Raw genomic sequence first — 25,723 nt, 5'->3', positions numbered from 1 at the left:
GGGACCGGACGGCGGGTCCGCCCGGCCCGCCGTCAGGTGGCGGGCCGGGCGAAGAGCGGTGGCTTTCTTCGCTGCGGCTTTCGTCGCTGCGGCTTACTTCGCGAAGTCCGGCAGGAGCTTGGTGTAGTCCTGGGCGGTGGCGTCCAGGCCGGCCTGGATGCTCTGCTGGTTCTGCGCGATCTTGCCGAGGTTGGTGCTCAGCGAGGTGTAGAGCGAGGAGTACTCCGGCAGCGCGGGGCGCGGCTGACCGACGCTCAGGATCTGCTGGAAGCCGGCGATGCCCGGGTCGGCCTTGACGTCGGCGGTGTAGGCGTCGGTGCGGGTCGGCAGGGTGGAGTTCTTCTGCGCGATGTACGACTCGCTGTCGGCCGAGGTCATGAAGGCGGCGAACTTCTCGGCGGCGGCCTGGTGGGCGGCGTCCGAACCGGCGAAGACGCAGATGTTGTGGCCGCCGATCGGGGCGCCGGGCTTGCCGGTCGAGCCGGCCGGGACCGCGGCGATGCCCAGGTTGGTGTGGTCGGTGAAGGACGAGCCCTTGTAGATGTTGGTGATCTCCCAGGGGCCGTTGACGATCGCCGCGACCTTGCCGTTGTTGAAGGCGTCCATCATGTGCGCGTAGGAGTCGGTGGTCACGTCGGCCTTGACCAGGCCGGGCCCGTCGAACATCGACTGGTAGGTGGCGATCGCCGCCGCGGCCTGCGGCTTGTTGACGGTGATCTTCTTGGCGCCGGCGTCGACCATGTCGGTGCCCTCGCCGTAGAGGTAGGGCATCGCGTAGTAGGAGTCGCCCGCGCGCTGCTCGAAGCCGTCGACGCCGGTCTTGTCCTTGATGGTGGCGGCGTCGGCCTTCAGCTCGTCCCAGCTCTTCGGCGCGGCGGTGATGCCGGCCTTGGCGAACAGCGCCTTGTTGTAGAGCAGGCCCAGGGTGTCGGTGACCAGCGGCACGCCGTAGGTCTTGCCCTGGTACTGCGCCTGCTTGATCAGGCTGGGCTCGAAGGCCGAGGCGTCCGGCAGCGCAGCGGTGCCGTCCAGCGGGGTCAGGAAGCCGGACTTGGCGAAGGCGGCGGTCCAGCCGACGTCGGAGCGGAAGACGTCCGGGGCGCCCTTGCTGCCCATCGCGGTCTGCAGCTTGTCCTGCGCCTGGTCGAACGGCACGTTGACGAAGTTGACGGTGATGCCCGGGTTGGCCGCCTCGAACTTCTTCACCACGTCCTGGTAGTTCGGAGCCTCGTTGGTGGCGTTCGAGGTGTCCCAGTAGGTGATGGTCACCGGACCGGACGCCGAGCCGGACGAGCCGGAGCCGCTGCTGCCGCAGGCCGCGAGAGAGACCGCGAGGGCCGCTACGAGGACGGAGGCCGCGATGCCACGCCGCATGAGAACTCCAAAGGTAAGGGTGGTGGGGGTGGATGCCCGAGCTGGGGTGATCAGGGCGCATACTGGCCCCCGACGCCGACCGCACCTGGCGTCGGATTCGGGCTCGGGCAGGAACGTAACAGCGGCGCAAGCGTTCGTGAAAGCTCTTGCAGCAAGTTTCTGCAAGACGCCGGGGATCGTTACATCCACGTGTCCGGACGGTTGCCTCCGCGCGTCTTGACCCACCCGGCCTCCGGGCCGTGGGTCCTTGACACCGCACACCCGCTGGCCATGGGATTGGTCTGGTCCGCCTCCACCCCACGGGCGGGCCCGCCCTGGCCGGCGCAGTCCAGGGCGTCAGTCGCTCAGGAGGCGCAGAGATGGCGTACTACCGCAGTGTCGGCAAGGTGCCGCCCAAGAGGCACACCCAGCACCGCAACGAGGCCGGCGGCCTCTACTACGAGGAACTGATGGGTGAGGAGGGCTTCTCCTCCGACTCCTCGCTGCTCTACCACCGCGCCATTCCGTCCGCGCTGGTGGACAGCCGGGTCTGGGCGCTGCCGGAGGGCAAGCCGGAGCCCAACCACCCGCTCAAGCCCTACCACTTCAAGCTGCACGACCTCTTCCCCGGCGACGAGTGGCGCCAGACCGACGCCGTGCGCGGGCGCCGGACCGTGCTGGCCAACGCCGACGTGCGGATCGCCTACGCGGCCTGCGGCCAGGCCTCGCCGCTCTACCGCAACGCGATAGGCGACGAGTGCGTCTACGTGGAGTCCGGCGAAGGCGTGGTGGAGACCGTCTTCGGCACCCTGACGGTCGGCCAGGGCGACTACGTGCTGCTCCCCCGGGCCACCACCCACCGCTGGGTGCCCACCGGGGACCAGCCGCTGCGGCTCTACGCGATCGAGGCCAACAGCCACATCACCCCGGCCAAGCGCTACCTGTCCAAGTACGGGCAGCTGCTGGAGCACGCGCCGTTCTGCGAGCGCGACCTGCGCGGGCCGGTCGGGCCGCTGCTGGCCGAGGAGAGCGGCGACGTCGAGATCTACGTGAAGCACCGGGGCAACGGCTCCTCGGGCATCGCCGGCACCGTCTTCGTCACCCCGACCCACCCGTTCGACGTGGTCGGCTGGGACGGCTGCCTCTACCCGTACGCCTTCAACATCGCGGACTACGAGCCGATCACCGGCCGGATCCACCAGCCGCCGCCGGCCCACCAGGTCTTCGAGGGCAACAACTTCGTGATCTGCAACTTCGTGCCGCGCAAGGTGGACTACCACCCGCTGTCGATCCCGGTGCCGTACTACCACGCCAACGTGGACAGCGACGAGGTGATGTTCTACTGCGGCGGCGACTACGAGGCCCGCAAGGGCTCCGGGATCGGCCAGGGCTCGATCTCGCTGCACCCGGGCGGCCACACCCACGGCCCGCAGCCGGGCGCCTACGAGCGCTCGATCGGCGCCGAGTTCTTCGACGAGCTCGCGGTGATGGTGGACACCTTCCGCCCGCTGGAGGTCGCCGAGGGCGGCCGGGCGAGCGACGACGGCAAGTACGCGTGGAGCTGGAGCGGGCGCGGCCCGCAGGACGGTGTGAGCAAGTGAGCGAGCAGACCTGGGTCCCGGTTCCCGAGGGCTCGGACTTCCCGGTGCAGAACCTGCCGTACGGGGTGTTCACCCCGCCCGGCAGCGAGCAGCCCCGGGTGGGCGTGGCGATCGGCGAGCAGGTGCTGGACCTCTCGGCGATCTGGGCGGGCACCCCGCTGGGCGCCGACCTGGCGACCGGTTCGCTCAACCGCTTCATGCGGCGCGGCCCGCGCGAGTGGGCCTACGTGCGCGAGCGGGTCACCGGCCTGCTGACCGACGAGACCGAGCGCCGGCTGGTCGAGGCCAACCTGTACCGGATCGACCAGGTGACCCTGCACCTGCCGGTCGAGGTGGCCGACTACGTCGACTTCTACGCCTCCGAGCAGCACGCCACCAACCTCGGGCGGATCTTCCGGCCGGACGCCGCGGCGCTGCTGCCGAACTGGAAGCACCTGCCGGTCGGTTACCACGGCCGGGCCGGCACGGTGCTGGTCTCCGGCAGCGAGGTCAAGCGGCCGAGCGGCCAGCGCAAGGGCCCGCAGGACCCGGCGCCGGTCTTCGGCCCCTCGGCCCGCCTGGACATCGAGGCGGAGCTGGGCTTCGTGGTCGGCGCCGGCTCGACGCTGGGCGAGCCGGTGTCGGTGGACGACTTCGCCGAGCACGTGTTCGGCGTGGTGCTGCTGAACGACTGGAGCGCCCGGGACGTGCAGGCCTGGGAGTACGTGCCGCTCGGCCCGTTCCTCGGCAAGTCCTTCGCCACCTCGATCTCGCCCTGGGTGGTGCCGCTGGCCGCGCTCGCGGCGGCCCGCACCGCGACCCCGGTGCAGGAGCCGCAGCCGCTGCCCTACCTGGTGGAGAAGGAGCCCTGGGGGCTGGACGTCGACCTGGCGGTGGAGCTCAACGGCGCTGTCGTCTCCCGCCCGCCGTACCGCGGGATGTACTGGTCGCCGGCCCAGATGCTGGCGCACACCACGGTCAACGGCGCCTCGCTGCGCACCGGTGACCTGTACGGCTCGGGCACCATCTCCGGTGCCGAGCCGGACCAGCGCGGCTCGCTGATCGAGCTGACCTGGAACGGCCGGGACCCGATCGCGCTGCCGGACGGCAGCACCCGCACCTTCCTGGCGGACGGCGACACGGTGACGATCACCGCCTCGGCGCCCGGCGCGGACGGCGTGCGGATCGGCTTCGGCCAGGTCACCGGCACGATCCGGGGCTGATCAGGCACTGAACAGGAACTGATCCGGCGTCAGGCCACTCGGCCCGCCCCGCGCACGCGGGGCGGGCCGAGGCGCGCCCGGACCTGACGGTCCGTCGGCCGAACGAGTGAACCCGGGCGGATTTGCATATCCGTCAGACCGCGCGAACGGTTCGTTGTCCTACCGTTGGCCGGGCACGGTCAAACCACTCCGCCCCCACGGGAGCCGCCATGCCCGCAGCCCGCCGCGTCCTCGCCCTCACCGCCGGCCTCACCGCCCTGCTCTCCGCCTCCGCCGCCCCCGCGCTGGCGGCGCCGACCATCCGTCAGCTGCCGCACCACGCACCGGTGGTGCTCACCTCCCCGCACACCACCGGCCCGCACGGCGGGGTGCTGAACAGCACCAGCTCCAACTGGGCCGGCTACTCCGCCACCGGCGGCAAGTACACCAGCGTCAGCGCCAGCTGGATCCAGCCGACCGCCACCTGCACCGAGACCAACACCTGGTCCAGCTTCTGGGTCGGCCTGGACGGCGACGGCAGCGACTCGGTCGAGCAGACCGGCACCGAGGCGGACTGCTCGGGCGGCAGCCCGGTCTACTCCTCCTGGTACGAGATGTACCCGGCCTACCCGGTCAACTACAGCGACCCGGTGGCCCCCGGCGACCACTTCAGCGCCTCGGTCACCGAGGCCCTCGGCCGGTTCACCCTCAAGATCACCGACGAGACCCAGGGCTGGAGCCACACGGTGCGCAAGACCTCGCGCTCCGCCAAGCTGGCCTCCGCCGAGGTGATCGCCGAGGCGCCGTCCAACCTGGCCGGGCCGCTGCCGCTCACCGACTTCGGCACCGTCGCCTTCACCGGCGCGACCGCCAACGGGAAGCCGCTGGGCAGCTTCAAGCCGGACGGCATCACCATGGCCAAGAAGGACGGCACCGTGCTGGCCTCGATCTCGCCGCTCTCCGCCAACGGCGAGGACTTCACCTCCACCTGGCACCACAGCTGACACGCGAACGCCGCGGCACCCCAGCAGGGGTGCCGCGGCGTCAGCCGGTGCGGCGTCAGACCAGCGCCGGTGCCATCAGGTGGTCCACCAGCGCGAGCAGCACGTCCCGGCTGAAGGTGCGGGCGCGCACGTCGCCGAGCAGCATCGGCACCTGCGGGTCGAGGTCCAGCGCGGCGCGGATCTCGTTGGTCGAGCGGGTGTTGACCCCGTCGAAGCAGTTGATCGCCACCACGAACGGGATCTGCCGGCTCTCGAAGAAGTCGATCGAGGCGAAGCTGGAGTCCAGCCGCCGGGTGTCGGCGATCACCACGCCGCCCAGCACGCCCTGCACCAGGTCGTTCCACATGAACCAGAAGCGCTCCTGGCCGGGCGTGCCGAACAGGTAGACCACCAGCTCGGGGCTGACGGTGATGCGGCCGAAGTCCAGCGCGACGGTGGTGGTCTCCTTCGAGCCCACCCCGTCCAGCGAGTCGACGCCGACGCTGGCCTTGGTCAGGTACTCCTCGGTGCGCAGCGGGGTGACCTCGCTCACCGCGCCGACCATGGTGGTCTTGCCCACCCCGAATCCGCCGGCGATCAGGATCTTGACGGCGGCCGGCGCCGCCTGATCGTTCGTCATCACAGTCTCCGCAGTCCATCACGTACGGCGGTCAGCAGCGCCAGGTCGACACCGCCGCTGACCTTGGCAACCGCTAGCGGGGCACGGGCCGTCAGCAGGCCCTGCGCGATCAGGTCACCTAAGAGGATCTTGGTGACCGAGACCGGCAGGTTGAGGTCGGCCGCCACCTCGGCGACGGCCGCGGGGTACCGGCAGCGGTCCAGGATGACCCGGTGCTCCGGCTGGAGCCGTCGGCCGGCCATCGCGGCCGACGGCACCGTGCTCAGCACGGTGATCAAGGTGAGGTCGTCGCGCTCGGAGGTCGTGCGGCCCCGGGTGATGGTGTACGGGCGCACCATCGAGTCCGCGCCGTCGTCCTCGTACTCGAAGGCCTCCTCCTCGCTCCAGTGCGCGTTCATCCGACGGTCCGGAACTGGGTGCCCAGCTTCATCCCCACCTGCTGGACCAGGGTGTGCATGGCCAGCGACATCATCTCGGCGTCCACCTCCTGGGAGGCGATGACCGCCAGGTGGGTGCCCTGGCCGGCAGCGGTGATGAAGAGCCACAGCTCCGCCAGCTCGACGATCACCTGGTGCACCGCGCCGCCGCCGAAGAGCGTGCCGACCCCGCGGGCGAGGCTCTGCTGGCCGGTGGCGACCGCCGCGAGGCGCTCGGCGTCGGCCCGCTCGATGCTGCGGGACTTGCTGACCACCAGGCCGTCGTCGGAGAGCAGAACGGCACATCTGGTTCCGGCGACCGAGTCGACAAGCCCGTCCAGCAGCCAGTCGAGGTCCTGGTGAGTGGCAGTGGTGCGCGTCATGACTGGTCCTCGGTCGTCGGGGCGGGGAACTGGGCGGGGTTCGGGAACTGCATGATCTCGCCGGTCTGCTCGTAGCGAGCGGCCCGGGAGCGGCGCTGGAAGGCTCCGATGGTGGTGGCGCCGGAGCGGGCCCGGGTCGGCGCCGGCTCCTCCACCGGGGCGGCCGGCATGCCGGCCGGCGGCGGGGTGCGCAGCTCGGCCGCCAGGCTGGCCTGGCGGACCCGCTGCGGCAGCGGCGGGTCCACGGACTCGACGGTCCGCTCGTGGTCGTTGACGCGGGTGGCCCAGGAGGGCCGCGGCGCGGGAACAGGCTCCAAGGGCTCGGTCCAGGTCTCGGCGGAGGGTGCGTCGTAGGACTCGTCGTAGGACTGGTACGAGGTGGAGCTCAGGTCGGCCTCGAACTCGTTGTAGGCCTCGGCCTCGTCGTAGGTCTCGCCGCTGAGCGTGGCACCGGCGCTGCGCACCGGCAGCGGCTCGGGCTCCGGGTCCGGCACCGCGGTCGGGTAGCCGCCGTAGCCGGCGTTCGGGTCGCGGGAGACCAGTTCGCCCGGGATCAGCACCACCGCACGGGTGCCGCCGAAGGCGGACGGGCGGAACTCCACCTGGAGGCCCAGGGTGGCGGCCAGTCGGGCCACCACGTAGAGGCCGAGGCGGACGTCGTCGGCCTGGGCCAGCACGTCCATGCGCGGGGTGCTGCGCATCAGCGCGTTGGCCGCGTCGTACTGCGCCTGCTCCATGCCCAGGCCGCGGTCCTCGACCTCGACCGCCAGGCCGCGGCCGACCAGCGCGGCCCGGACCTCGACGGGGGACGGCGGCTTGGAGAAGGTGGCCGCGTTCTCCATCAGCTCGGCGAGCACGTGGACCACCGGGCCGACCGCGCGCTCGGACAGCCAGGGGCTGCCCTCGACGTCGATCAGGATCCGCCGGTAGTCCTGCACCTCGCCCTGCGCGGAGCGCAGCACGTCCAGCAGCGGGACCGGCTTGCGCCAGCGGCGCTGCGGCTGGCCGCCGCCGAGGATGACCAGGTTCTCCTCGTAACGGCGCAGACGGGCCGTCAGGTGGTCGAGGTCGAAGAGGCCTTCGAGCACCTCGGGGTCCTCGTGCCGGCGCTCCATCTCGTTCAGCGTCTTCAGCTGGAGGCCGATCAGCAGCTGGGTGCGGCGGGCGATGCGCTGCAGCAGCTTCTCGAAGCCGCGGTGCTGCTCGGCCTGCCGGACGGCGGTGCCGACCGCGCTGGCCCGGGCCAGGTTGAGCGCCTGGCCGAGCCGGTCGAGCTCGTCGCCGCCAGTGCTGTTCGTGTCGCCGGTGGCGATCGCCCGGCTGGCCGCGGCGGGGTCGACCTGCTCGCCACGGGCGAGCCGCTCGACCACCTCGGGCAGGGTGCGCTCCAGCTCGCCGGCCTGGTCGGTGAGACCGACGATCCGGCGGCGCAGCGAACCGGTCAGGCGCCAGGTGACCAGCACCACGATGATCACGGCGACCAGGCCGATCAGCGTGGTGGTGATGACCTTGTTCAGCAGCGAGTCGGCGTCCTGCTGGCCGTTGTCCAGCACCGCGGTGGCGCGCAGGGTCACCAGCTCGGTGATCTGCGGGCGGATCGAGTCCATCGCGGACCGCCACTGCTGGCCCATCGGCGGCAGCACCATCATGCCGGCCTTGTTGGGCGCGGCCGGCTTGAACACCTCCTGCTCGATCTGGCCCTTGACCTGCCAACCGTCGCTGGTACCCAGCTTCTGGATGAGCGCGCTCTCGTTGGCCGGCAGGCGGGTGCTGACCTCCTCGCCGAAGATGTAGGCCTGCGCACCGATGTTCTGCGAGACGGAGGTGTAGACGGCCGGCGGCAACTGGCCGACGCTCCAGCCCATGCCGAGCTCGGTGTCCTCGCGGGCCATCAGCTCCATCACCCAGAACTCACCCACCAGCGGGCGGGTCAGGTAGGCGACGGTGCCGTCGTCCACGTGGCTGAGCGACGTGAACATCTCCAGGTAGTTGCCGATCAGCCCGGTGTAGTAGGTGAAGGCACCGGTCGCGTCCAGGCTGCCGCTGTCGATCGCGGACCGCTTGGCGGACAGGTCGCCCAGGCCGTTGCGGGCCGCGGCGAGCGTGGCCTTGATGTCGGACGGCACGTTGTCCATCGACACGTTGGAGGAGGCCAGGAAGGCCCTCGCCTCGGTGTCGGTCTTCTGCCGCTGGGCCTTCAACGCGTCGGTGGAGGCGCCCGGTTGGGTCTGCGACGCGGCCGTGAGCCGGCGCTCCTCCTGCAGGCTGAACATCAGCACCGAGCCGGGTTGACCGGTCTTTCTGACCAGGTCCACCTGAGCCGCCTGCCGCTGGTACTGCGACAGGGTCTGGATCGAGGTGGTCGCCCACAGCGCGGCGAGCGCGAGGCTGGGGATGATTGCCAGGACGAGCAGGGCTGTGCGGAGGCTCAGCCGAGGGCGTCGGGCACGGGAGGCTCTACGCGCGCGCAGGGCATTCTCCTAGAGACGGAACGGCTGGCCGGGGCGACACGCCGTCTGCGGTAAGACCTTTGACGGAGTGATACTAGTCATACAGCGTGTCGCCAGTTCAAACGGCCCCGGTCAACAACCGAAACGCAGCAGGGTGACCGAGCGGAACTCCTCGCCGGGGCGCAGCTCGGTGCTCGGGAACCGCGGGTGGTGCGGCGAGTCGGGGAAGTGCTGGGTCTCCAGGGCCACTCCGGTGAACGGCCCGTAGGCCGTGCCGCTCGGTCCGGTGACCGCGCCGGCGAAGCCGTTCGCCGTGTAGACCTGGATCCCCGGCTCGGTGGTCCAGACCTCCAACCACCGCCCGGAGACCGGGTCCTGGAGCACCGCCGCCCGCACCGGCCGGGTGTCCTGCGCATCCGAACGAAGCACCCAGTTGTGGTCGTACCCGCCGGTGCCGGCCAGCTGCGGGTGCTCCTCGCGGATCCGCTCGCCGATCGGGCGCGGGGTGGTGAAGTCGAACGGCGTGCCGGCCACCGGGAGGTACTCGCCGGTCGGCACCTGCCGCCCGTCGGTCGGGGTGATCAGGTCCGCCTCGACCGTCAGCAGGTGGCCGAGCACGTCGCCCGAGCCCTCGCCGTTCAAGTTGAAGTAGGCATGATTGGTGAGATTGATCACGGTCGGACGGGTCGTCACCGCCCGGTACTCGATGGCGAGTTCGCCGTCCGGCGCGAGCAGGTAGCTGACCCAGGTGTCGAGCGCGCCGGGAAAGCCCTGGTCACCGTCCGGGCTGTGCAGGTGCAGCCGCACCCCGGCCCGCTCGCCGTCGGCGACCTGCTCGGCCGCCCAGGTCCGGTCGGCGAAACCGTCCGGACCGCCGTGCAGGGTCACCCCGGGCCCGGTCGGCGCGAGCCGGTGCGCCACCCCGTCCAGCGTGAACGAGCTGTCGCCGATCCGGTTGGCGTACCGGCCGACCGTCGCCCCGTAGTGCCGGGCCGGGCCGAGGATCCCGGCCAACTCCTCGGTACAGAGCAGCACCTGGGCCACCGCACCGGTGCGGTCCGGCACCCGCACGGTGTGCAGGGTGGCGCCCAGCGAGAGCACCGACACCTCGACCGGGCCGCTGCTCAGCGTCCAGCGCTCGATCTCCGCACCGGCCCCGCTGTCCGCCAGCGGGGCCCGGCTGACCTGTACCGTCATCGTTCCTCCTCGTTCCCGGCCAAGCCTAGGGGGTGTCAGGTCCCTTGCCCTGCAGGCCGAGCGCGGCGGCCAGACCCTCCGGACTGCTGCCGGTCTTGCGGTAGACCGCGGCGATCCGACGGTGGATCAGCGGCTCCGGCACGTCGAGCCGGCGGGCGATCTCGGCCGGGCCGAGACCGGAGACGGTCAGCTCGGCCACCCGCCACTCGGCCCGGCTCAACCCGTCCCGGCCGGCGCTGCGCAGTCGGCTGGGGCGCAGGCCGGAGGCGTTCAGCTCGTGCCGGGCCCGGGTGACCAGTCCGTCCGCGTTGCACACCACCGCCAGCTCCATGCCCTGCTGCAACTGCTCGGCGGCCTCCGCCAGCCGGCCGGTGCGGCGCAGCGCGGCGCCGAGGTCGACCAGCGCGCAGGCGTGCTCGTAGCCGGCCGGCGAGGTGCCGAGCACCGCGACCGACTCGGTCAGCAGCTCCACCGCCGACTGGCCCTCCAGCACCGCCGCCTGCATCCGCAGCGCGCTGCCGATCGCCGAGCCGACGCCGAAGGCGCGGGCCCGCTCGACGTTCCAGGCGGCCAGCTCGCGGGCCTCCTCCGGGCGGTCCGGCAGCAGCGCCAGGGCCAGGTTGGCGGCCCACGGCGCCCACAGCGTGTTGTGCCAGCCGCGCGCCGACAGCTGCTCCCCGACCCCGCGCAGCACCCGGACCGCCGCCTCCCGGTCGTGCTGGGCCAGCAGCAGCTTGCCGTGCAGCGTGGCCGCGTCCGGCAGCACCATCACGGTCGGGTGGTAGGGCGGTGCGAAGTCGTGGTCGGCGGCCAGCTTCCAGGCCTCCTCGACCCGGCCGCGGGCCAGCAGGGTGTCGGCCAGCACGCCCACCGCGTCCCACTGCAACGGCAGGCCCGGGCCGAGCCGGCGGGCGATCCGCAGCGCGTTGCGCAGGTCCACCTCGGCCTCGGCGAGCGCGCCCCGGCGGAACTTGGCCAGCCCCATCAGGAAGTGCGCGAAGCCCAGGTGACCGCCCTCCCAGCCGGCCACCCCGAAGGCCCAGTTGGCCTCCTCGAAGAGCTCCTCGGCGCGGTTCAGCCGGTCGGTGTAGATGTGGGTGAGGCCGATGATGCCGGGCAGTTCCAGGCCCCACGGGTTGCTGGTCCAGCCCAGGCCCTCGGGCAGCCGGCCGTCCTCCAGCGCGGAGTCCAGCAGGGTCTGCACCTCGGCCGCGCTGCCGCCCTGCAGGGTCAGGTCCCAGGCCCGCAGCGCCCTGGCGGCCCGGGCGTTGACGTCGTCGCCGTGCTGCCCGGCGGCCAGCACGGCCAGCCGGGCCGAGCGCCCCGGACCGTCGGCCTCGTCGCGCTGGAAGGCGGCCCAGATGAAGTGCGCCACCTCCAGCCGGACCCGGGCGGGCCCCGGCTCGGTGCGCTGGGCCTCCGCCAGGGTCAGCTCGGTGGCCTCGCCCAACTGGCCGCTGTGCGCCAGCACCTCGGAGAGCCGGAAGGTGGCGTCCACCCGCAGTTCGTCGCTCAGGCCGGGGGTGTCCAGCGCGAGGCGCAGCTGGTTGACGGTGGCGATCGGGTCGGTGAGCAGGGTGGCGCAGGCCAGCTCGTAGATCACCTGGGCCCGGTCCTCGTCCTCCGGCGGCTCGGTCAGCGCGCGCTCCAGGCAGCGCACGGCCGCCTCCGGCGCGCCGACCGCCAGGTGCTCACGGGCCGCCCGGCGCAGCTTGGCGACCACCTCGCGGTCGGCGTCCGGGTGGGTCTCCAGCAGGTGGCGGGAGGACTCGACCAGCGGGCGGCCCGCGTTCTCCAGCTCCACCGCGGCCTTGCCGTGCATCGCGGTGCGGGTCATCGGGCGGATCGACTTGTAGATGGAGGTGGCGAGCAGCGGGTGGACGAACTCCAACGGACCGTCGGCCGGGCCGGTGAGCACCTGGTGGCGGCGCAGGTCGGCGATCGCGTCGGCCGCCGCGGTCGGCGGGATGCCGGCGATCCGGGTGGCCAGCCGGGGCAGGATCTCGCTGCCGAGCATCGCCGCGGCCTGGGCGAACTGCAGGGTGTTGGTGGACAGTTTGCGCAGCCAGTACTCCCGGTCCATGCCCTGCGCCTCGGCCGCCAGGTCGTGCAGCAGCCGGACGTTCTCGTGCACCGGGTCGATGCCGCTCTCGCGGATCTTGGCGATCAGCGCGTTCACCAGGAAGGGGTTGCCGTCGGTCACCGCCCAGACCTGGCGGTTGAAGGAGTCCTCGGCCTCCGGGAAGGCGGTGAGCACCAGCCGGGCGGTGCCGGCCGGGGTGAGGCCCTGGAACTCCAGGTGCCGGTGCGAGGTGGCGGCCACCAGGGAGCGGAAGGTCTGCATGTGGTCGGGCAGTTCGCCGGTGCGCCAGGCGATGGCCAGCAGCATCGGCAGCTCGGGGCAGCGCACCGCGAGCTCCTCCAGCCAGACCAGCGACTCCTGGTCGGCCCACTGCAGGTCGTCCACCAGCATGACCAGCGGGGCGCGGCGCACGGCCAGCTGGGTCATCACGTAGTTGAGGCCGGCCCGCACGCTCTGCGGGTCGAGGTCCTCGCCGCTCGGCGGCACCAGGCCGAGCGCGGGGCCGGCCATCGGACGCCACTCGCCGAGCACCAGGTCGCGCTGTTCGGCGGGGAGCGCGAGCAGCTCGCTGAGCAACAGCTGGCGCAGCAGGTGGAACGGTTCGTTGACGCGCTGCTCGAAGGCCCGGCCGCTGAGCACGGTCAGGCCCTCGCGGCCGGCCAGCGCCCGGATCTCCTGGAGCATGCTGGTCTTCCCCATGCCGGCCTTGCCGCTGTACAGCAGCAGCGATCCGAGCTCCACGCCGTCCGCGTCGTACCGCACCCGCAGGGTGTCGATGGCCTGCCTGGCCGCCTGCATGGCGGCCTCGCGCTCGTAGAGCCGGGGCTGCGCCCGCTCCGGCCGCCCGCCCTCCGACGGGATGTCGCTGCGCTGTTCCGTCACCCTCGGTCCCCTCCGCGTCCGCACTGCGTGATCTGCCCGAGGCTATCGCCGCGGGGCGCGCCGGACTGCGGCTTTGCCCAGGTCGGTCGTCTGATGATGATTCAAGTACAGGTGGCTTGGGCAATTGGTGCGACGTCAATGTCATGTGATGGTGCTATGGGATACCCTGCGCCCCTTGGGACCAGCGGGTGTTCCCGGTCTCCACCACCATCGAGTGCCCATCCTTCGGGAGTCCCATGTCCGATGCGACGACCCTTGACGTCCCCTATCCCTACCGTCGGAACCCGCACCGCGCCAACGCCGATACCCACCATCGACGTTGGCTCCAGCGGTTCCGGATGCTGGGCAGCGCGCTGACCCCGGCCTCCTACGACCGCTGGGGTGTGCCCGACCTGGCGGCGCTCAGCTACCCCGACTGCACGGCCGAGGAACTCGCCCTGGCCACCGACCTGATGGGGTTCTACTTCCTCTTCGACGACCAGTTCGACGGGCCGCTCGGACTGCGCCCCGGCGAGGTCGCCGTTCTCTGCGACCGGCTCACCGGCGTGCTGCACGGCGAGGCCCCGCCCGCCGACATGCCCTGCGCGCTGGCCTTCGAGGACCTCTGGGAGCGGATCAGCCGCGGCATGTCCGCGCGCTGGCGGGCCCGGGCGACCTACAACTGGGAGTGCTACTTCGCCAGCCACCCCGCCGAGGCGGCCGGCCGGCGCGACGGCCACCCGCCGGACCGGGAGAGCTACCTGATCCTGCGTCGGGGCACCGCCGCGATGGAATCGGTGCTGGACATGGTGGAGCGGCTCGGGCGGTTCGAGGTCTCCCCCGCCGCCTTCCACTGCCCGCCGCTGCGACAACTGCGCCAACTGGCCGCCGACATCCCTTCCCTCAGCAACGACATCCGCTCCTACCCCAAGGAGGCGCCGCACGGCGACGTCAACAACCTGGTCATGATCGTCCAACGCGAGCGCGGCTGCTCCCTGGAGGAGGCCGGCTCCGTGGTCCTCGCCGAGGCCCAGCTGATGGTCGACCGCTACGCCCAGCTGAAGGACGAACTCCCCCGCACCTACCGGGCCCTGGAACTCGGCCCGGACCAGGAGCAGGTCGCCGAGCGGTACGCGGACGGGCTCACCGCGTGGCTCAGCGGATACCTCAGTTGGGAGAGCGGCACCGGCCGCTACCAGTCGGGGTGACCGGATCGGCACACACCGTAGCCGATCGGCCGCGCGGCGGCTAGGGTGCCTCTCGCACGTCGATTCGCACTCCCACCGCCGTGAAAGGGACCGGACTTGACGATCTACCAGCCCCCGACCACCTTCAAGTCCCGCTATCAGAACTGGATCGGCGGCGCCTGGGTGCCGCCGGTCCGCGGCCGGTACTTCGAGGACCCGAGCCCGGTGACCGGACAGGCCTTCTGCGAGGTGCCGCGCTCCACCGCCGAGGACATCGAACTGGCGCTGGACGCGGCGCACGCGGCAGCGCCGGCCTGGGGGCGCACCCCGCCCGCCGAGCGGGCCCTGGTGCTGAACCGGATCGCCGACCGGGTCGAGGAGAACCTGGAGCTGCTCGCGGTCGCCGAGAGCTGGGAGAACGGCAAGCCGGTGCGCGAGACGCTGGCCGCCGACCTGCCGCTGGCGGTGGACCACCTGCGCTACTTCGCCGGTGCGCTCCGGGCCCAGGAGGGCTCGCTCTCGCAGCTCGACGAGGACACCGTGGCCTACCACTTCCACGAGCCGCTGGGCGTGGTCGGCCAGATCATCCCGTGGAACTTCCCGCTGCTGATGGCGGTCTGGAAGCTCGCCCCGGCGCTGGCGGCCGGCAACGCGGTGGTGCTCAAGCCCGCCGAGCAGACCCCCGCCTCGATCCTGGTGCTGATCGAGCTGATCGCCGACCTGCTGCCCGCCGGCGTGCTCAACGTGGTGAACGGCTACGGCCTGGAGGCCGGCAAGCCGCTCGCCTCCAGCAACCGGGTGCGCAAGATCTCCTTCACCGGCGAGACCGGCACCGGCCGGCTCATCTCGCAGTACGCGGCGGACAACCTGATACCCGTCACCCTGGAGCTCGGCGGCAAGAGCCCCAACGTCTTCTTCGCCGACGTGGCCGGCGCCCGGGACGACTTCTACGACAAGGCGCTGGAGGGCTTCGCGATGTTCGCCCTCAACCAGGGCGAGGTCTGCACCTGCCCGAGCCGGGCGCTGATCGACGCCGCGATCTACGACCGCTTCCTGGGCGACGGGCTCGACCGGGTGGCCGCGATGAAGCAGGGCAACCCGCTGGACACCGACACCACGGTCGGCGCGCAGGCCAGCCGGGAGCAGCTGGACAAGATCCTCTCCTACATCGGGATCGGCAAGGCGGAGGGCGCCAAACTGCTGGCCGGCGGCGAGCAGGCGGACCTCGGCGGGGTGCTGTCCGGCGGCTGGTACGTGCAGCCGACCGTCTTCGAGGGCGACCACGGCATGCGGATCTTCCAGGAGGAGATCTTCGGCCCGGTGCTCGCGGTGGCCCGGTTCAGCGGCTTCGACGAGGCGGTCAAGCTGGCCAACGACACCAGCTACGGCCTCGGCGCGGGCGTCTGGAGCCGGGACGGCGCCACCGCCTACCGGGCCGGGCGGGCGATCGAGGCCGGCCGGGTGTGGACCAACTCCTACCACCTCTACCCGGCGCACGCGGCGTTCGGCGGCTACAAGAACTCCGGGATCGGCCGGGAGAACCACCTGCGCACCCTGGAGGCCTACCAGCAGACCAAGAACCTGCTGGTGAGCTACTCGCCGCAGGCGCTCGGCCTGTTCTGACGGACCGTCGGCACCAGCTCTGACGGACCGTCGAGGCCGACAGCGGGCCCGCGTCAGCCCCGCCCGGGGAGGACGCAGGCCCGCACCGCCTCGATCAGCCCGCGCGAGCGCACGTCCCCGGTCACCCCGGGCTGCATCCCGCAGGTCACGTAGCCGAACCCGAGCCCCAGCTCCGGGTCGGCGAAGCCCAGCGCGCCGCCCCGGCCCGGGTGGCCGAAGGCGGCCGGCGAGGTCATCGGCGAGGTCGGGTGGTGCCGGAAGAAGCCGTGCCCGAAGCGGGTGTTGACGACCAGCACCCGGTCCGGCCCGTCCGAGTCCGAGACCGCCGCCGCGGCCAGCGTGTCCGCCGTGAACAGCGGCCGCCCCGCCGGCCCGTCCCCCGCGCCGATCAGCGCCGCGTAGTAGCGGGCCACCGCGCGGGCCGTGCCGATCCCGTTCGCGCCCGGCACCTCGGCCGCCCGTACCGCCGGGTCGTTCAGGTCCAACCCGCCGGCCACCGCGCCGAACGCACGGACCGTCAGCGACTGCGGATCCTGGTAGGCCTGCGCCACCGAGGGCTTGGGCCGCAGCTTCAGCCCCGCCGCGGCGGCCGGCGCGGGCAGGTCCACCAGCCGGCCGACCCGCCCGGCCTCGCCGGCCGGCAGCCCGATCCACAGGTCCAGCCCGAGCGGCCCGGCGACCTCCTCGGCGAAGTACCGGCCCACCGTGCGCCCGGTCACCCGCCGGACCACCTCGCCGACCAACCAGCCGTAGGTGTAGGGGTGGTAGCCGTGCGCACTGCCCGGCTCCCAGGACGGCGCCTGCGCGGCCACCGCCGCCACCGCCGGCTCCCAGGCCAGCACCTGCTCCCGCACCAGCGGCCGGTCCAGCGCCGGCAGGCCCGCCCGGTGCGAGAGCAGCCAGCGCACCGGCAGCCGGTCCTTGCCCGCCGCCTTGAACTCCGGCCAGTACTCGGCCACCGGCGCGTCCAGGTCGAGCTCCCCGCGCTGGGCCAGCAGCAGCGCCGCACCGGCCACCAGGCCCTTGGTCACCGAGCGCAGCACCTGCGCGCTCCCCGCCTCCCAGGCCACCGCCGGGTCCGGCCCGCCCCCGACCTCCGGGCGGGCGTCCCCCGCCCACAGGTCGGCCACCTTGCGCCCCTGGTGGTAGAGCGCGAACGCGGCGCCCAGCTCGCCGTGGTCCCGGAAGTTGCGCGCGAACGCCGCCCTGACCGGCTCGAACCCCGCCGCCACCTCGCCCTGGATCTCCACCACCGCGTACCGCCTCACCTCTCCTGCCGCCCTGCCACCGAGGGCACCTGACACCCGCTCGCCCCGCACTCTAGTGTGAGGCGCATGAGCGAACCGCGAGAAGAGCTGCTGGACGTGGTGGACCGGGACGACCGGGTGATCGGCACCTCCACCCGGGGCGAGGTCTACCGGCTCGGGCTCACCCACCGGTGCTCCGCCGTGCTGGTGCGCGACGCCGCCGGGCGGATCTTCACGCACCGCCGGCACGCCGACAAGCTCTTCGCCCCCAGCACCTACGACGTCTTCGTCGGCGGGGTGCTCGGGACGGGTGAGAGCTACCCCGAGGCCGCCGTCCGGGAGGCCGAGGAGGAGCTGGGGGTGACCGGCATCACCGTCTCGCCCGCCTTCAAGTTCCTCTTCGAGTACCCGCAGGACGGCAGCTCCTGGTTCTGCGACGTCTACACCGCCGAGTGGAACGGTCCGGTCGACCCGCAGCAGAGCGAGATCGAGTGGCACGACTGGCTGACCGAGGATCAGATCGAGCAGCGGATCGCCGAGGGCGACTGGCCGTTCGTGCCGGACGGCCTGGCCGCCTGGCAGCGCTACCGGGTCTGGCGCTCCGAGCGCGGCTGAGCCTCCTCCGCTTCCTCCTCCTCCGGGTCCCAGTGCGGGTGCTCCCGGGCGGCCCAGCTCCGGTCCACCCTGCCGGTGCGCATGCCGTGCCGGGCCTGCGGGTCGCGCAGCGCCATCCACAGGTGCCCGCCGACCACCACGCCGATCGCCAGCGCCAGCCAGTCGTGCACGAAGGTCGCGCCGGTGCGCCAGGCCAGCGGGGCCAGGCCGGTGAACCACATCAGGAGCCCGGTGCCGAGCATCACCACGACGGCGCCGGCGATCCAGCCCGCGTAGAGCTTCTGGCCGGCGTTGAACTTGCCGGCCGGGCGGCGGTGGTTGCGCCAGACCACCGCGGCCAGCCACTCCCGGTCGTAGCGGGCGAACCGGTTCAGCCGGCCGAGGTCGCGGCGCAGCGCCTTGGAGCCCAGCCCGAGCAGCACGGGCACCGGCAGCACCAGCCCGCTCCACTCGTGCACCAGCTCGACCAGCCGGCGGCGGCCGACCAGCACGGCCAGCTGCGGCAGGTAGAGGCAGGCGGCGGTGGCGATGCAGAGCAGCATCAGCGTGGCGGTGCAGCGGTGCACCCAGCGCTCGGCGGTGGTGAACCGGGCCAGTCGGTCGTCAGCTCGTCGGGGCATCGTCCCGCCCGTTCGACTTGCCCACCCAGGCGTCGGTGTCGTAGCCGTAGTTCTCCCAGTAGCCCTTGCGCACGGTCGGCGTCACGGTGATGCCCGAGAGCCACTTGGCCGACTTGTAGAAGTACATCGGCGCGACGTAGAGCCGCACCGGCCCGCCGTGGTCGTGGGTGACCGGCTGGTCCTTCATCTTCAGCGCGACCAGCACGTCGTCGCGGCGGGCCTGGTCCAGCGTGAGGCTCTCGGTGTAGCTGCCGTCGAAGCAGTCGAAGTGCACGGCGGTGGCGCCCTGGCGCACCCCGGCCGCCTCCAGCAGGTCGGCCAGCCGCACGCCCTCGAACGGGGTGGCCGGCACCCGCCAGCCGGTGACGCACTGCACGTCGTGCACGATCCGGTGCTGCGGCAGCGCCTGCAGGTCGGCGAAGGAGTAGCTCGCGGGCCGGTCCACCAGGCCGTTCACGGTGAGCCGGTAGTCGGCGGGCGCGACCGACTTCACCGGGCCGGTCACCGAGTAGTAGCGGAACTGGCCGGAGTCCGGCAGCAGGCCGGTCAGCCCGGTCGGGTCCTGCTTCGAGAGGCCGGCCAACAGGGAGTCCACCGAGCGGGAGAGCGCCGGCCCGGCCGCCACCCCGGCGGCGCCCAGCGCGATCACGCCGAGCATCACCCGGCGGCCGACCGGCGTGCCGCGCTGCTCAGGTTCGTCGTTCACGGGACCGATTGTCCTCGGCCCGCGGCGGCCGGGACAGGCCCGGCGGCCGGACGTCAGACTTTCGTCAGCTTTGCATCGCGGCGGGTCCGGCTAGGGTGGCGCGCATGGCCTCTCCGAAGACCCAGCCGCGCCGCCGACTCTCCGTCGACGAGCGGCGCGAGCAGCTGATCGCCGTCGCCCTGGAGTTGTTCAGCGCGCGGCCGCCGGAGGAGGTGTCGATCGACGACATCGCGGCGGCGGCCGGCGCCTCGCGGCCGCTGGTCTACCACTACTTCCCCGGCAAGCAGGCGATCTACGAGGAGTCGCTGCGCCGGGCCGGGCAGGAGCTGGCCGGCCGGTTCGAGGAGCCGCTCACCGGCCCGCTCTCCGAGCGGCTGTCCCGGGTGATGGGCCGTTACCTGGACTTCGTCGCCTCGCACGGCCCGGGCTTCGCGGCACTGCTGCGCGGCGGCTCGGTGGCGGCCAGCCCGGGCACCAACGCGGTGATCGACGACGTGCGGCAGGCGGCGCACGACCAGATCCTGCACCACCTGGACCTCGACGACCCCGGACCGCAGCTGCGCCTGGCCATCCGGTCCTGGATCGCCAAGGCCGAGATCACCTCGCTCGCCTGGCTCGCCGACCGGCAGCACGAGCCGCGCGAGCGGCTCCAGCAGCACCTGGTGCAGGACTTCGTGGTCGCCCTGGTGGTCACCGCCGCCCGCGAGCCCGGGCTGGCCCCGCGGCTGGCCGGCTACCTCGCCGCCGAGCACCCCGCCACCCCCACCGGCGCCCTGGTGCGCGAGCTGGCGGCCCTGCTCGCCACCCCGGGCCTGCCGGAGGCGCTCACCGCCCTCACCGCCCCGGACCCCGGCTGACCCCGGACGTGGTCTGATACAACAGCTGGACGGAAGCGCTGGACAAGCACGATCGGGGGCTGCGGACCATGACGCAGGACGGCTACGGCGGCGGGGCGGCAGGCCCGGTGGGCGCGGCGGTGATCGCCGCCGGAACACCGGCCGAGCTGATCTCCGCCACCCTCGACTCCTTCGCGGACGCCTTGCTCGGCCCCACGACGGCCCGTCAGCCGGCCACCGCGCTGGAGGCCGGCACCCCGCGCGAGCCGCTGTTCACCACCTGGCTCACCCAGTCCGGGCCCGGCCGGGTGGCCCTGCCGGGGATCGGCACCCTGGTCTCCTGCGCCGCCCCGCGCCCCGCCGCCGGTTCGACCGGCACCTCGGCCCGGCTGCTGGACCGCTTCGGCCCCGGCCCGGTGCGCGGCCAGGCGGGGGCACCGACGGCGGCCGGCTTCCAGCTGCCGGTGAGCGCCGAGCCCTCGGCGGCCCGGCTGCGCCCGCCGTTCTCGGCGCCGCTGGCCGAGCTGGCCGCCGGGCGGCACACCCTGGCGCCCGCCGAGCTGCCCACCGGCACCGGCGTGGAGGCGCGGCTGCTGCTGCCGCCCGCCTTCCACGCCCTGACGGTCCGTGGGACGGACGAGGCGCTGGCGGACCAGCTCGGCGAGGTGGCCGAGGAGCTGTTCGCCGCCGACGGCCCGGCGGCCCGGCGCGACTGGGCGGTGCTCAACGCGCTGCTCGCCGACGAGGGCGCCGGCGCCGGGGTCCGGTACGCGGGCCTGGCCGCCGTGGAGATCGACGGCCGGGCCAGCAGCGCCTCCCTGGTGGTGGCGCTGCAGCCGAACCGCACCCCGATCGCCGAGCTGGCCGCCGAGCTGGCCACCGCCCGCCCGCAGGCCGAGGTGTGGACGGTGATCCTGCCGGCCGGCCCCGCCGTGGTGCTGGTGCAGGGCCGCACCGGCGCGGTGCCCGCCCCGCTGGCCGGGGACGGCGCCCGGCGCTGGGTGGTCTCCTCGGTGGTCCAGGCCTTCCTGCCGCTGCCTGACGGTGCGTCACTGCTGACGGTGCAGTTGGGCACCGCGCACGGCGAGGACTGGGAGCGCTACGCCGCGCTCTTCGCCCGGCTGCTGCACGGCATCGAGCTGGGCTGGGACGGCGTGGCGGCGCGGCCCGCCGAGCCGGCCGGCGGCACGGTCGCACCGCTCACCGCCCCGGTCCCGCCGGTGCCGCCGCAGGCCCCGCCGGTGCCGCCCCTGCCGCCGCTGCCCCCGATGGTGCCCGCACCGGCGCCGGAGCCCGCGGTCGCCGTGACGCCGGAGCCGGCACCCGAGCCCGAGCCCGAGCCCGAGCCTGAACCCGAGCCCGAGCCCGCCCCGCAGCCGGTCCCGCTGGACCCGTTCGGCACCGTGATGGCGAACCAGCCGGCCGACCCCTTCGGCACGGTGACCGCCGCCCCCGCCAAGCCCGCCGCGCCCGCCCCAACCCGCGCACCGGCCGCCGGGGCCGACGCCCCGCCCCGCAAGGGCACCCCGGTGATGATCCCGCCGGACGACTTCGACCCCTTCGCCCCCCAGCCGGACGAACCCACCACCGAACCGGAAGCCGCCCCGCGCAAGGGCACGCCCGTGATGATCCCGCCGGACGACTTCGACCCGTTCGCGCCGCAGCCGGACGAACCCACCGCCGGTTCCGAGCCCGCCCCCCGCAAGGGCACCCCGGTGATGATCCCCCCGGACGACTTCGACCCCTTCGCCCCCCAGCCGCCCAGCACCCCGGCGGCCACCGCCAGCGAGCCCGCCGCCCCCGCGACCGACCCGTTCGGCACCACGACGGCCAAGCCCGACCCGTTCGCCTGACCCCCCGCCGGGAAACGCGCGGCGGGGCGGGCCCACCCGGGCCCGCCCCGCCGACGGCTCACCAACGGCTCGCCACCTGACGCCGCGCCACTCAGCGCACCGTCAGCAGCACCCCCACGTACGACACCCCGGCCACCATCACCCACGACGCCAGCCCCAGCACCGCCAGCCGGCCCCCGGTGCGGGCCAGCTGACGCAGGTTCACCGCCGCCCCGAGCCCGAACAGCGCGGCCGCCAGCACCAGCTCCTGCACCTGCGCGGCCGCGTCCAGGGCGCCCGCCGCGAGCACCCCGGTGCTGCGCAGCGCGATCGCGCCGAGGAACCCGGCCACGAACAGCGGCAGCACCGGCGGCCGCTTGCCCTCCGCCGCGCCCGCCCGCCGGGTCACCACCCCGCGCCGCACCGCCACGCCCAGGCCGGCCACCAGCGGGGCGAGCAGCGCCACCCGCATCAGCTTGACCAGCACGGCCTGCCGCAGCGCGGCCGGCCCGGCGGTCTGCGCGGTGGCGACCACCTGTCCGACGTCGTGCACGCTGGCCCCGACCCAGCGCCCGAACTGCACCTGGTCCAGGCCGAGCGGTCCGTGCAGCAGCGGCAGCACGGCGATCGCCAGCGTGCCGCACAGGGTGACCAGGGCCACCGAGCCGGCCACGTCCTCCTCGTCGCTGCCGGACACCTGGCTGACCGCGCCGATCGCCGAGGCCCCGCAGATCGAGTAGCCGGTGGCGACCAGCAGCGGCTGGTCGCCGGGCAGGCCGAGCCGGCGCCCGAGCCACCAGGTGCCGAAGAAGGTGGCGAACACGACGGCGAAGACCAGCCCCACGGTCGCCCAGCCCAGCCCGACCACGTCGGAGAGGCTGAGCTTCAGTCCGAGCAGCACCACGCCGACCCGCATCAGCCGCTTCCCGGCGATGCCGAGGCCGGCCTTGGCCGCGCCCTGCACCACCTGCCGGGTGCCGGGCAGTTGCGCGGCGAGGATGCCCAGCACCACCGAGGCGGTGAGCATCGGCACGGCCGGCACGGCCCGGTGCACCAGGATCGCGGCGACCACGCCGAGCGCGGCGAGCAGCAGACCGGGCACAGCCGCGGGCGGCCGCATCCGGCGCAGGCCGGGCAGTGCGGCCAGGGGGTGCGCCGAGGTGGGGGTGAGTGCCATCAGTCCCGTTCCCCGGCCGGGCTCAGTCCGCGGGCCACCACGGCCCGGACGTCGGCGATCAGGTCGCGCGCGGCGGGTGTGAGGTGCGCGCTGTCGGGGCGGGCGGGTGCGGTGGCGGGCATGGTGCGCAGCTAACGCCGCCGGATGGACCATCGTCCAAGGAGCGTTCGTTGGCGATTGCCTACCGGGGCTTATGGGTCAGCTCGGGCTGGCGGTGCCTCAGCAGCCGATCCGGGCCGCCCCCGCCGCCTTGAGCCCCTCCAGCACCAGCGCGGTGGCCGGCAGCGCCAGGTGGTCGCGGAGCACGTAGGCGCTGACCTGGCGGCGCACGTGCGGCTCCAGCGCCCGCCCGGTCACCTGCCGGTGGCTGAGGAAGGAGAGCACCAGCGAGGGCGCCACGGCCAGTCCGACCCCGGCCGCGACCAGGCTCTGCAGCGCCAGGTTGTCGTCGGTGGTGACCACGATGTCCGGCTCGAACCCCTGGTCGGCGCAGACGTGCAGGAAGGTGGCCCGGCAGCGCGGGCAGCCGGCGATCCACCGGGCCTGGGAGAGCTCGGCCAGCCGCACCGCGTGCCGGCGGGCCAGCGGGTGGCCGACCGGGAGCAGCACGGTGAGCAGGTCCTCCATCAGCCGCACCTCCACCACCTCCTCGGGCAGCTCGGTGCGCAGCATGCCGGGGTAGCTGAAGGAGAGCGCGATGTCGCACTCGCCCGCCAGCAGCCGGTTGACCGACTCCGGCGGCTCGGCCTCCTGGAGCTCGACCCGGATCTCGGGGTGGTCGGCCATCAGCCCGGCCATCGCCTCCGGGATCAGCGTGGCGTTGGCGCTGGGGAAGGCGCAGACCCGGACCCGGCCGGCCCGCAGCCGGGCCAGCGCCTGGAGCTGCTGCTTGGCGGCGCCGAGGTTGCCGAGGATCACCTCGGCGTGCCGGGCGAGCGACTCGCCGGCCTCGGTGAGCCGCATCCGCCGGCCGTCCCGGGCGAAGAGCGGCACCCCGACCTCCCGCTCCAGCGCGCGGATCTGCTGGGTGACGGCCGGCTGGGTGTAGCCGAGCGAGCGAGCCGCGGCGGTGTAGGAGCCGGTGCTCACCACCTCGTGGAAGGTCCGGATGTGCCGGGAGTCGAGCATGGGGAAATCATAAGCAGAATTTGGGTGATCACGATTCGCCCAAAGCAGCGTTGATCACTGCCGGGGGCTGCGCCGGCCGTGCCGCTCGATCGCCCCGGCCAGCCAGGAGAGCAGCAGGCACATGCCGATGTAGACCGGTGCGATCACCATCACCACCGGGATGAACGGCAGGTCGTAGTCCAGGTTGGTGGCGATCAGCTTGCCCGCGTGCAGGAACTCCTCGTAGGTGATCAGGAAGCCCAGCGAGGTGTCCTTGAGCGCCACCACCAGCTGGCTGACGATGCTCGGCAGCATCGCCCGGTTGGCCTGCGGCACCAGCACGTAGGCCATCACCTGGGTCTTGCGCAGCCCGAGCGCGTAGGCCGCCTCGCGCTGCCCGCGCGGCACCGCCAGCACCCCGGCCCGGAACACCTCGGCCAGCACCGAACCGTTGTAGAGGGTGAGCCCGGCGACCAGCGCCCAGAGCGGCTGCACCCGCATCGCGACGAAGATGAAGAAGATCATCACCAGCAGCGGCATCGCCCGGAAGAACTCCACCACCAGCGTGCTCGCCCAGCGCACCACCCGGTGGTCGGAGAGCCGCCCGGCCGCGAACAGCGCCCCGAACGGCAGCGCGAGGAGCACGGTGAGCCCGAAGGCCCGCAGGGTGTTCAGCAGCCCGTGCCAGAGCAGCTCCTGGATCCCGACGTACTGGAACGGGATCCACTTGGCGGCGCTGAACTGCCCGGTGCTGACCAGCTCGTAGCCCAGCCAGGCGAGCAGCCCGGCGATCCCGAGCAGCGCGCCGAACCCGTACAGCCGGTGCCGCCCGCGGGCCCTGGGCCCGGGCAGGTCGTAGAGCGCGCTGGCCTCGGCGGTCGAACTCATCGGGCCACCGCCGCCTTCCGCTCCAGCAGGTTGAACAGCGCGCTGATCGCCAGCGTCAGCACCAGGTAGCCGACCGCGATCCAGACGAAGGTCCAGACGATGTCGTAGCCCAGCTCGTTGATGGTCCGGTAGGTGCCGAGCAGCTCGACCACGCTGAACGAGCCGGCGATCGCCGAGTTCTTGGCCAGCGCGATCAGCAGGCTGCCGACCGGTGCCACCACCGCCCGGGCCGCCTGCGGGAGCACCACCAGCGCCAGCGTCTGACCGAAGGTCATGCCCAGGCTGCGGGCCGCCTCGCCCTGCCCGAGCGGCACGGTGTTGATCCCCGAGCGCAGCGCCTCGCAGATGAAGGCCGAGGTGTAGCAGCCGAGCGCGAGCACGGCGAAGGTGAAGAACGGCAGCGAGATGCCGAACCGGGGCAGGCCGAGCACCACGATGAAGAAGAGCAGGGTGAGCGGGGTGTTGCGCAGGATCGTCACCCAGACCGTGCCGAAGGCGCGCAGCGCCGGCACCGGCGAGACCCGGAACCCGGCGATCAGCACGCCGAGCACCAGCGCCAGCGCCGCGCTCACCGCGGTCAGCTCGACGGTGCCGACGAACCCCTGCCAGTAGGTGGACCAGTTGGCGGTCAGGACGTGCACGCCCGCCTCCTCCTCTCAGTAGCGCCGACTCTCAGCACCGCTGGCTCTCAGCACCGCTGGCTCTCAATACCGCTGGCTCTCAATACCGCTGGCTCT

The 25,723-nt window shown here is 73.0% G+C and carries 23 protein-coding genes; 8 read left to right on the top strand and 15 right to left on the bottom strand.

Annotation, left to right across the window (positions count from 1 at the left end; translation table 11 throughout):
• Positions 1–93: 93 nt before the first annotated feature.
• A complete protein-coding gene (locus FHX73_RS24545) occupies positions 94–1,374 on the bottom strand; it encodes an extracellular solute-binding protein (protein ID WP_145907071.1) in 1,281 nt (426 codons plus the stop codon).
• A 359-nt stretch (positions 1,375–1,733) separates the two neighbouring features.
• Between FHX73_RS24545 and FHX73_RS24540 the strand changes: the two genes are divergently transcribed.
• The 3 genes from FHX73_RS24540 to FHX73_RS24530 all read left to right on the top strand — a co-directional run bounded on the left by FHX73_RS24540 (position 1,734) and on the right by FHX73_RS24530 (position 5,139).
• Positions 1,734–2,954: a homogentisate 1,2-dioxygenase gene (locus tag FHX73_RS24540; RefSeq protein ID WP_145907070.1), complete on the top strand. Its 1,221-nt coding sequence runs from the start codon at positions 1,734–1,736 to the stop codon at positions 2,952–2,954.
• Positions 2,951–4,156, top strand: coding sequence for a fumarylacetoacetase (fahA, locus tag FHX73_RS24535; protein ID WP_145907069.1), 1,206 nt, complete (start codon positions 2,951–2,953; stop codon positions 4,154–4,156). The genes FHX73_RS24540 and fahA overlap by 4 nt, the downstream gene beginning before the upstream one ends.
• Positions 4,157–4,365: 209 nt before the next feature.
• On the top strand, positions 4,366–5,139 hold the full coding sequence (locus FHX73_RS24530; protein WP_145907068.1) for a G1 family glutamic endopeptidase: 774 nt from the start codon (positions 4,366–4,368) through the stop codon (positions 5,137–5,139).
• Positions 5,140–5,194: 55 nt separating this feature from the next.
• Here FHX73_RS24530 and FHX73_RS24525 read toward each other — a convergent pair whose 3' ends face one another.
• From FHX73_RS24525 to FHX73_RS24500, 6 genes are all read right to left on the bottom strand, one after another.
• The gene (locus FHX73_RS24525) at positions 5,195–5,758 is read right to left on the bottom strand and encodes a GTP-binding protein (protein WP_145907067.1); all 564 of its coding nucleotides are present in this window, start codon (positions 5,756–5,758) and stop codon (positions 5,195–5,197) included.
• Positions 5,758–6,156 carry a DUF742 domain-containing protein gene (locus FHX73_RS24520; protein ID WP_145907066.1) on the bottom strand — a complete coding sequence of 133 codons (399 nt, stop codon included), beginning with the start codon at positions 6,154–6,156 and terminating at the stop codon, positions 5,758–5,760. The genes FHX73_RS24525 and FHX73_RS24520 overlap by 1 nt, the downstream gene beginning before the upstream one ends.
• Entirely contained in the window at positions 6,153–6,557 is a 405-nt protein-coding gene (locus FHX73_RS24515) for a roadblock/LC7 domain-containing protein (RefSeq protein ID WP_145907065.1), read from the bottom strand. Before FHX73_RS24515 ends, FHX73_RS24520 begins: the two co-directional genes overlap by 4 nt.
• On the bottom strand, positions 6,554–8,872 hold the full coding sequence (locus tag FHX73_RS24510) for a sensor histidine kinase (protein ID WP_211786250.1): 2,319 nt from the start codon (positions 8,870–8,872) through the stop codon (positions 6,554–6,556). The genes FHX73_RS24515 and FHX73_RS24510 overlap by 4 nt, the downstream gene beginning before the upstream one ends.
• 267 nt (positions 8,873–9,139) lie before the next feature.
• A complete protein-coding gene (locus FHX73_RS24505) occupies positions 9,140–10,204 on the bottom strand; it encodes an aldose epimerase family protein (protein WP_145907064.1) in 1,065 nt (354 codons plus the stop codon).
• A gap of 25 nt (positions 10,205–10,229) precedes the next feature.
• The gene (locus tag FHX73_RS24500) at positions 10,230–13,169 is read right to left on the bottom strand and encodes an ATP-binding protein (protein ID WP_246213694.1); all 2,940 of its coding nucleotides are present in this window, start codon (positions 13,167–13,169) and stop codon (positions 10,230–10,232) included.
• A 236-nt stretch (positions 13,170–13,405) separates the two neighbouring features.
• Here FHX73_RS24500 and FHX73_RS24495 point away from each other — a divergent pair, with 236 nt between their 5' ends.
• Together FHX73_RS24495 and exaC are read left to right on the top strand one after the other, a co-directional pair.
• Entirely contained in the window at positions 13,406–14,356 is a 951-nt protein-coding gene (locus FHX73_RS24495; RefSeq protein ID WP_145907063.1) for a terpene synthase family protein, read from the top strand.
• A 96-nt stretch (positions 14,357–14,452) separates the two neighbouring features.
• Positions 14,453–15,958, top strand: a complete 1,506-nt coding sequence (gene exaC, locus FHX73_RS24490; RefSeq protein ID WP_145907062.1) for an acetaldehyde dehydrogenase ExaC — start codon at positions 14,453–14,455, stop codon at positions 15,956–15,958.
• A gap of 53 nt (positions 15,959–16,011) precedes the next feature.
• On the opposite strand, the gene FHX73_RS24485 is transcribed toward exaC, so the two are convergent.
• Positions 16,012–17,226, bottom strand: a complete 1,215-nt coding sequence (locus tag FHX73_RS24485) for a serine hydrolase domain-containing protein (RefSeq protein ID WP_246213693.1) — start codon at positions 17,224–17,226, stop codon at positions 16,012–16,014.
• Positions 17,227–17,292: 66 nt separating this feature from the next.
• Between FHX73_RS24485 and FHX73_RS24480 the strand changes: the two genes are divergently transcribed.
• On the top strand, positions 17,293–17,820 hold the full coding sequence (locus FHX73_RS24480) for an NUDIX domain-containing protein (RefSeq protein ID WP_145907061.1): 528 nt from the start codon (positions 17,293–17,295) through the stop codon (positions 17,818–17,820).
• Here FHX73_RS24480 and FHX73_RS24475 read toward each other — a convergent pair.
• Both FHX73_RS24475 and FHX73_RS24470 read right to left on the bottom strand, forming a co-directional pair.
• The gene (locus tag FHX73_RS24475) at positions 17,790–18,440 is read right to left on the bottom strand and encodes a cytochrome b/b6 domain-containing protein (protein WP_145907060.1); all 651 of its coding nucleotides are present in this window, start codon (positions 18,438–18,440) and stop codon (positions 17,790–17,792) included. The two genes, FHX73_RS24480 and FHX73_RS24475, sit on opposite strands and share 31 nt — an antisense overlap.
• Positions 18,424–19,098, bottom strand: a complete 675-nt coding sequence (locus FHX73_RS24470) for a molybdopterin-dependent oxidoreductase (RefSeq protein ID WP_145908496.1) — start codon at positions 19,096–19,098, stop codon at positions 18,424–18,426. Before FHX73_RS24470 ends, FHX73_RS24475 begins: the two co-directional genes overlap by 17 nt.
• Before the next feature lie 152 nt (positions 19,099–19,250).
• Here FHX73_RS24470 and FHX73_RS24465 point away from each other — a divergent pair, with 152 nt between their 5' ends.
• Positions 19,251–20,003, top strand: a complete 753-nt coding sequence (locus FHX73_RS24465) for a TetR/AcrR family transcriptional regulator (protein ID WP_145907059.1) — start codon at positions 19,251–19,253, stop codon at positions 20,001–20,003.
• Positions 20,004–20,071: 68 nt separating this feature from the next.
• Entirely contained in the window at positions 20,072–21,835 is a 1,764-nt protein-coding gene (locus tag FHX73_RS24460) for a serine/threonine-protein kinase (protein ID WP_145907058.1), read from the top strand.
• A 91-nt stretch (positions 21,836–21,926) separates the two neighbouring features.
• On the opposite strand, the gene FHX73_RS24455 is transcribed toward FHX73_RS24460, so the two are convergent.
• From FHX73_RS24455 to FHX73_RS24440, 5 genes are all read right to left on the bottom strand, one after another.
• Positions 21,927–22,991, bottom strand: a complete 1,065-nt coding sequence (locus FHX73_RS24455; protein WP_145907057.1) for a YeiH family protein — start codon at positions 22,989–22,991, stop codon at positions 21,927–21,929.
• Positions 22,991–23,113: a hypothetical protein gene (locus FHX73_RS47295; RefSeq protein WP_281292697.1), complete on the bottom strand. Its 123-nt coding sequence runs from the start codon at positions 23,111–23,113 to the stop codon at positions 22,991–22,993. The genes FHX73_RS24455 and FHX73_RS47295 overlap by 1 nt, the downstream gene beginning before the upstream one ends.
• A 97-nt stretch (positions 23,114–23,210) precedes the next feature.
• Positions 23,211–24,119, bottom strand: coding sequence for a LysR family transcriptional regulator (locus FHX73_RS24450; RefSeq protein WP_145907056.1), 909 nt, complete (start codon positions 24,117–24,119; stop codon positions 23,211–23,213).
• 54 nt (positions 24,120–24,173) lie between these two features.
• The gene (locus FHX73_RS24445; protein WP_145907055.1) at positions 24,174–24,986 is read right to left on the bottom strand and encodes an amino acid ABC transporter permease; all 813 of its coding nucleotides are present in this window, start codon (positions 24,984–24,986) and stop codon (positions 24,174–24,176) included.
• Positions 24,983–25,627 (bottom strand): amino acid ABC transporter permease, encoded by a 645-nt coding sequence (locus FHX73_RS24440; protein ID WP_145907054.1) that lies wholly within the window; start codon positions 25,625–25,627, stop codon positions 24,983–24,985. The genes FHX73_RS24445 and FHX73_RS24440 overlap by 4 nt, the downstream gene beginning before the upstream one ends.
• Positions 25,628–25,723: the final 96 nt, after the last annotated feature.

This window comes from Kitasatospora viridis (genome assembly GCF_007829815.1).
Lineage (GTDB): Bacteria > Actinomycetota > Actinomycetes > Streptomycetales > Streptomycetaceae > Kitasatospora > Kitasatospora viridis.
Note: the sequence above shows the minus strand (reverse complement) of the source record. Positions and strands in the feature narration are given on the sequence as shown.

What these genes read in the sequence shown, in the direction of transcription:
- FHX73_RS47295 (WP_281292697.1), bottom strand. Translation starts at nt 23,113, where the DNA reads ATGCCCGCCACCGCACCCGCCCGCCCCGACAGCGCGCACCTCACACCC.
- FHX73_RS24525 (WP_145907067.1), bottom strand. Translation starts at nt 5,758, where the DNA reads ATGACGAACGATCAGGCGGCGCCGGCCGCCGTCAAGATCCTGATCGCC.
- FHX73_RS24465 (WP_145907059.1), top strand. Translation starts at nt 19,251, where the DNA reads ATGGCCTCTCCGAAGACCCAGCCGCGCCGCCGACTCTCCGTCGACGAG.
- FHX73_RS24515 (WP_145907065.1), bottom strand. Translation starts at nt 6,557, where the DNA reads ATGACGCGCACCACTGCCACTCACCAGGACCTCGACTGGCTGCTGGAC.
- FHX73_RS24470 (WP_145908496.1), bottom strand. Translation starts at nt 19,098, where the DNA reads ATGCTCGGCGTGATCGCGCTGGGCGCCGCCGGGGTGGCGGCCGGGCCG.
- FHX73_RS24540 (WP_145907070.1), top strand. Translation starts at nt 1,734, where the DNA reads ATGGCGTACTACCGCAGTGTCGGCAAGGTGCCGCCCAAGAGGCACACC.
- FHX73_RS24455 (WP_145907057.1), bottom strand. Translation starts at nt 22,991, where the DNA reads ATGGCACTCACCCCCACCTCGGCGCACCCCCTGGCCGCACTGCCCGGC.
- FHX73_RS24505 (WP_145907064.1), bottom strand. Translation starts at nt 10,204, where the DNA reads ATGACGGTACAGGTCAGCCGGGCCCCGCTGGCGGACAGCGGGGCCGGT.
- FHX73_RS24545 (WP_145907071.1), bottom strand. Translation starts at nt 1,374, where the DNA reads ATGCGGCGTGGCATCGCGGCCTCCGTCCTCGTAGCGGCCCTCGCGGTC.
- FHX73_RS24475 (WP_145907060.1), bottom strand. Translation starts at nt 18,440, where the DNA reads ATGCCCCGACGAGCTGACGACCGACTGGCCCGGTTCACCACCGCCGAG.
- FHX73_RS24495 (WP_145907063.1), top strand. Translation starts at nt 13,406, where the DNA reads ATGTCCGATGCGACGACCCTTGACGTCCCCTATCCCTACCGTCGGAAC.
- FHX73_RS24530 (WP_145907068.1), top strand. Translation starts at nt 4,366, where the DNA reads ATGCCCGCAGCCCGCCGCGTCCTCGCCCTCACCGCCGGCCTCACCGCC.
- FHX73_RS24450 (WP_145907056.1), bottom strand. Translation starts at nt 24,119, where the DNA reads ATGCTCGACTCCCGGCACATCCGGACCTTCCACGAGGTGGTGAGCACC.
- FHX73_RS24445 (WP_145907055.1), bottom strand. Translation starts at nt 24,986, where the DNA reads ATGAGTTCGACCGCCGAGGCCAGCGCGCTCTACGACCTGCCCGGGCCC.
- FHX73_RS24460 (WP_145907058.1), top strand. Translation starts at nt 20,072, where the DNA reads ATGACGCAGGACGGCTACGGCGGCGGGGCGGCAGGCCCGGTGGGCGCG.
- FHX73_RS24480 (WP_145907061.1), top strand. Translation starts at nt 17,293, where the DNA reads ATGAGCGAACCGCGAGAAGAGCTGCTGGACGTGGTGGACCGGGACGAC.
- FHX73_RS24520 (WP_145907066.1), bottom strand. Translation starts at nt 6,156, where the DNA reads ATGAACGCGCACTGGAGCGAGGAGGAGGCCTTCGAGTACGAGGACGAC.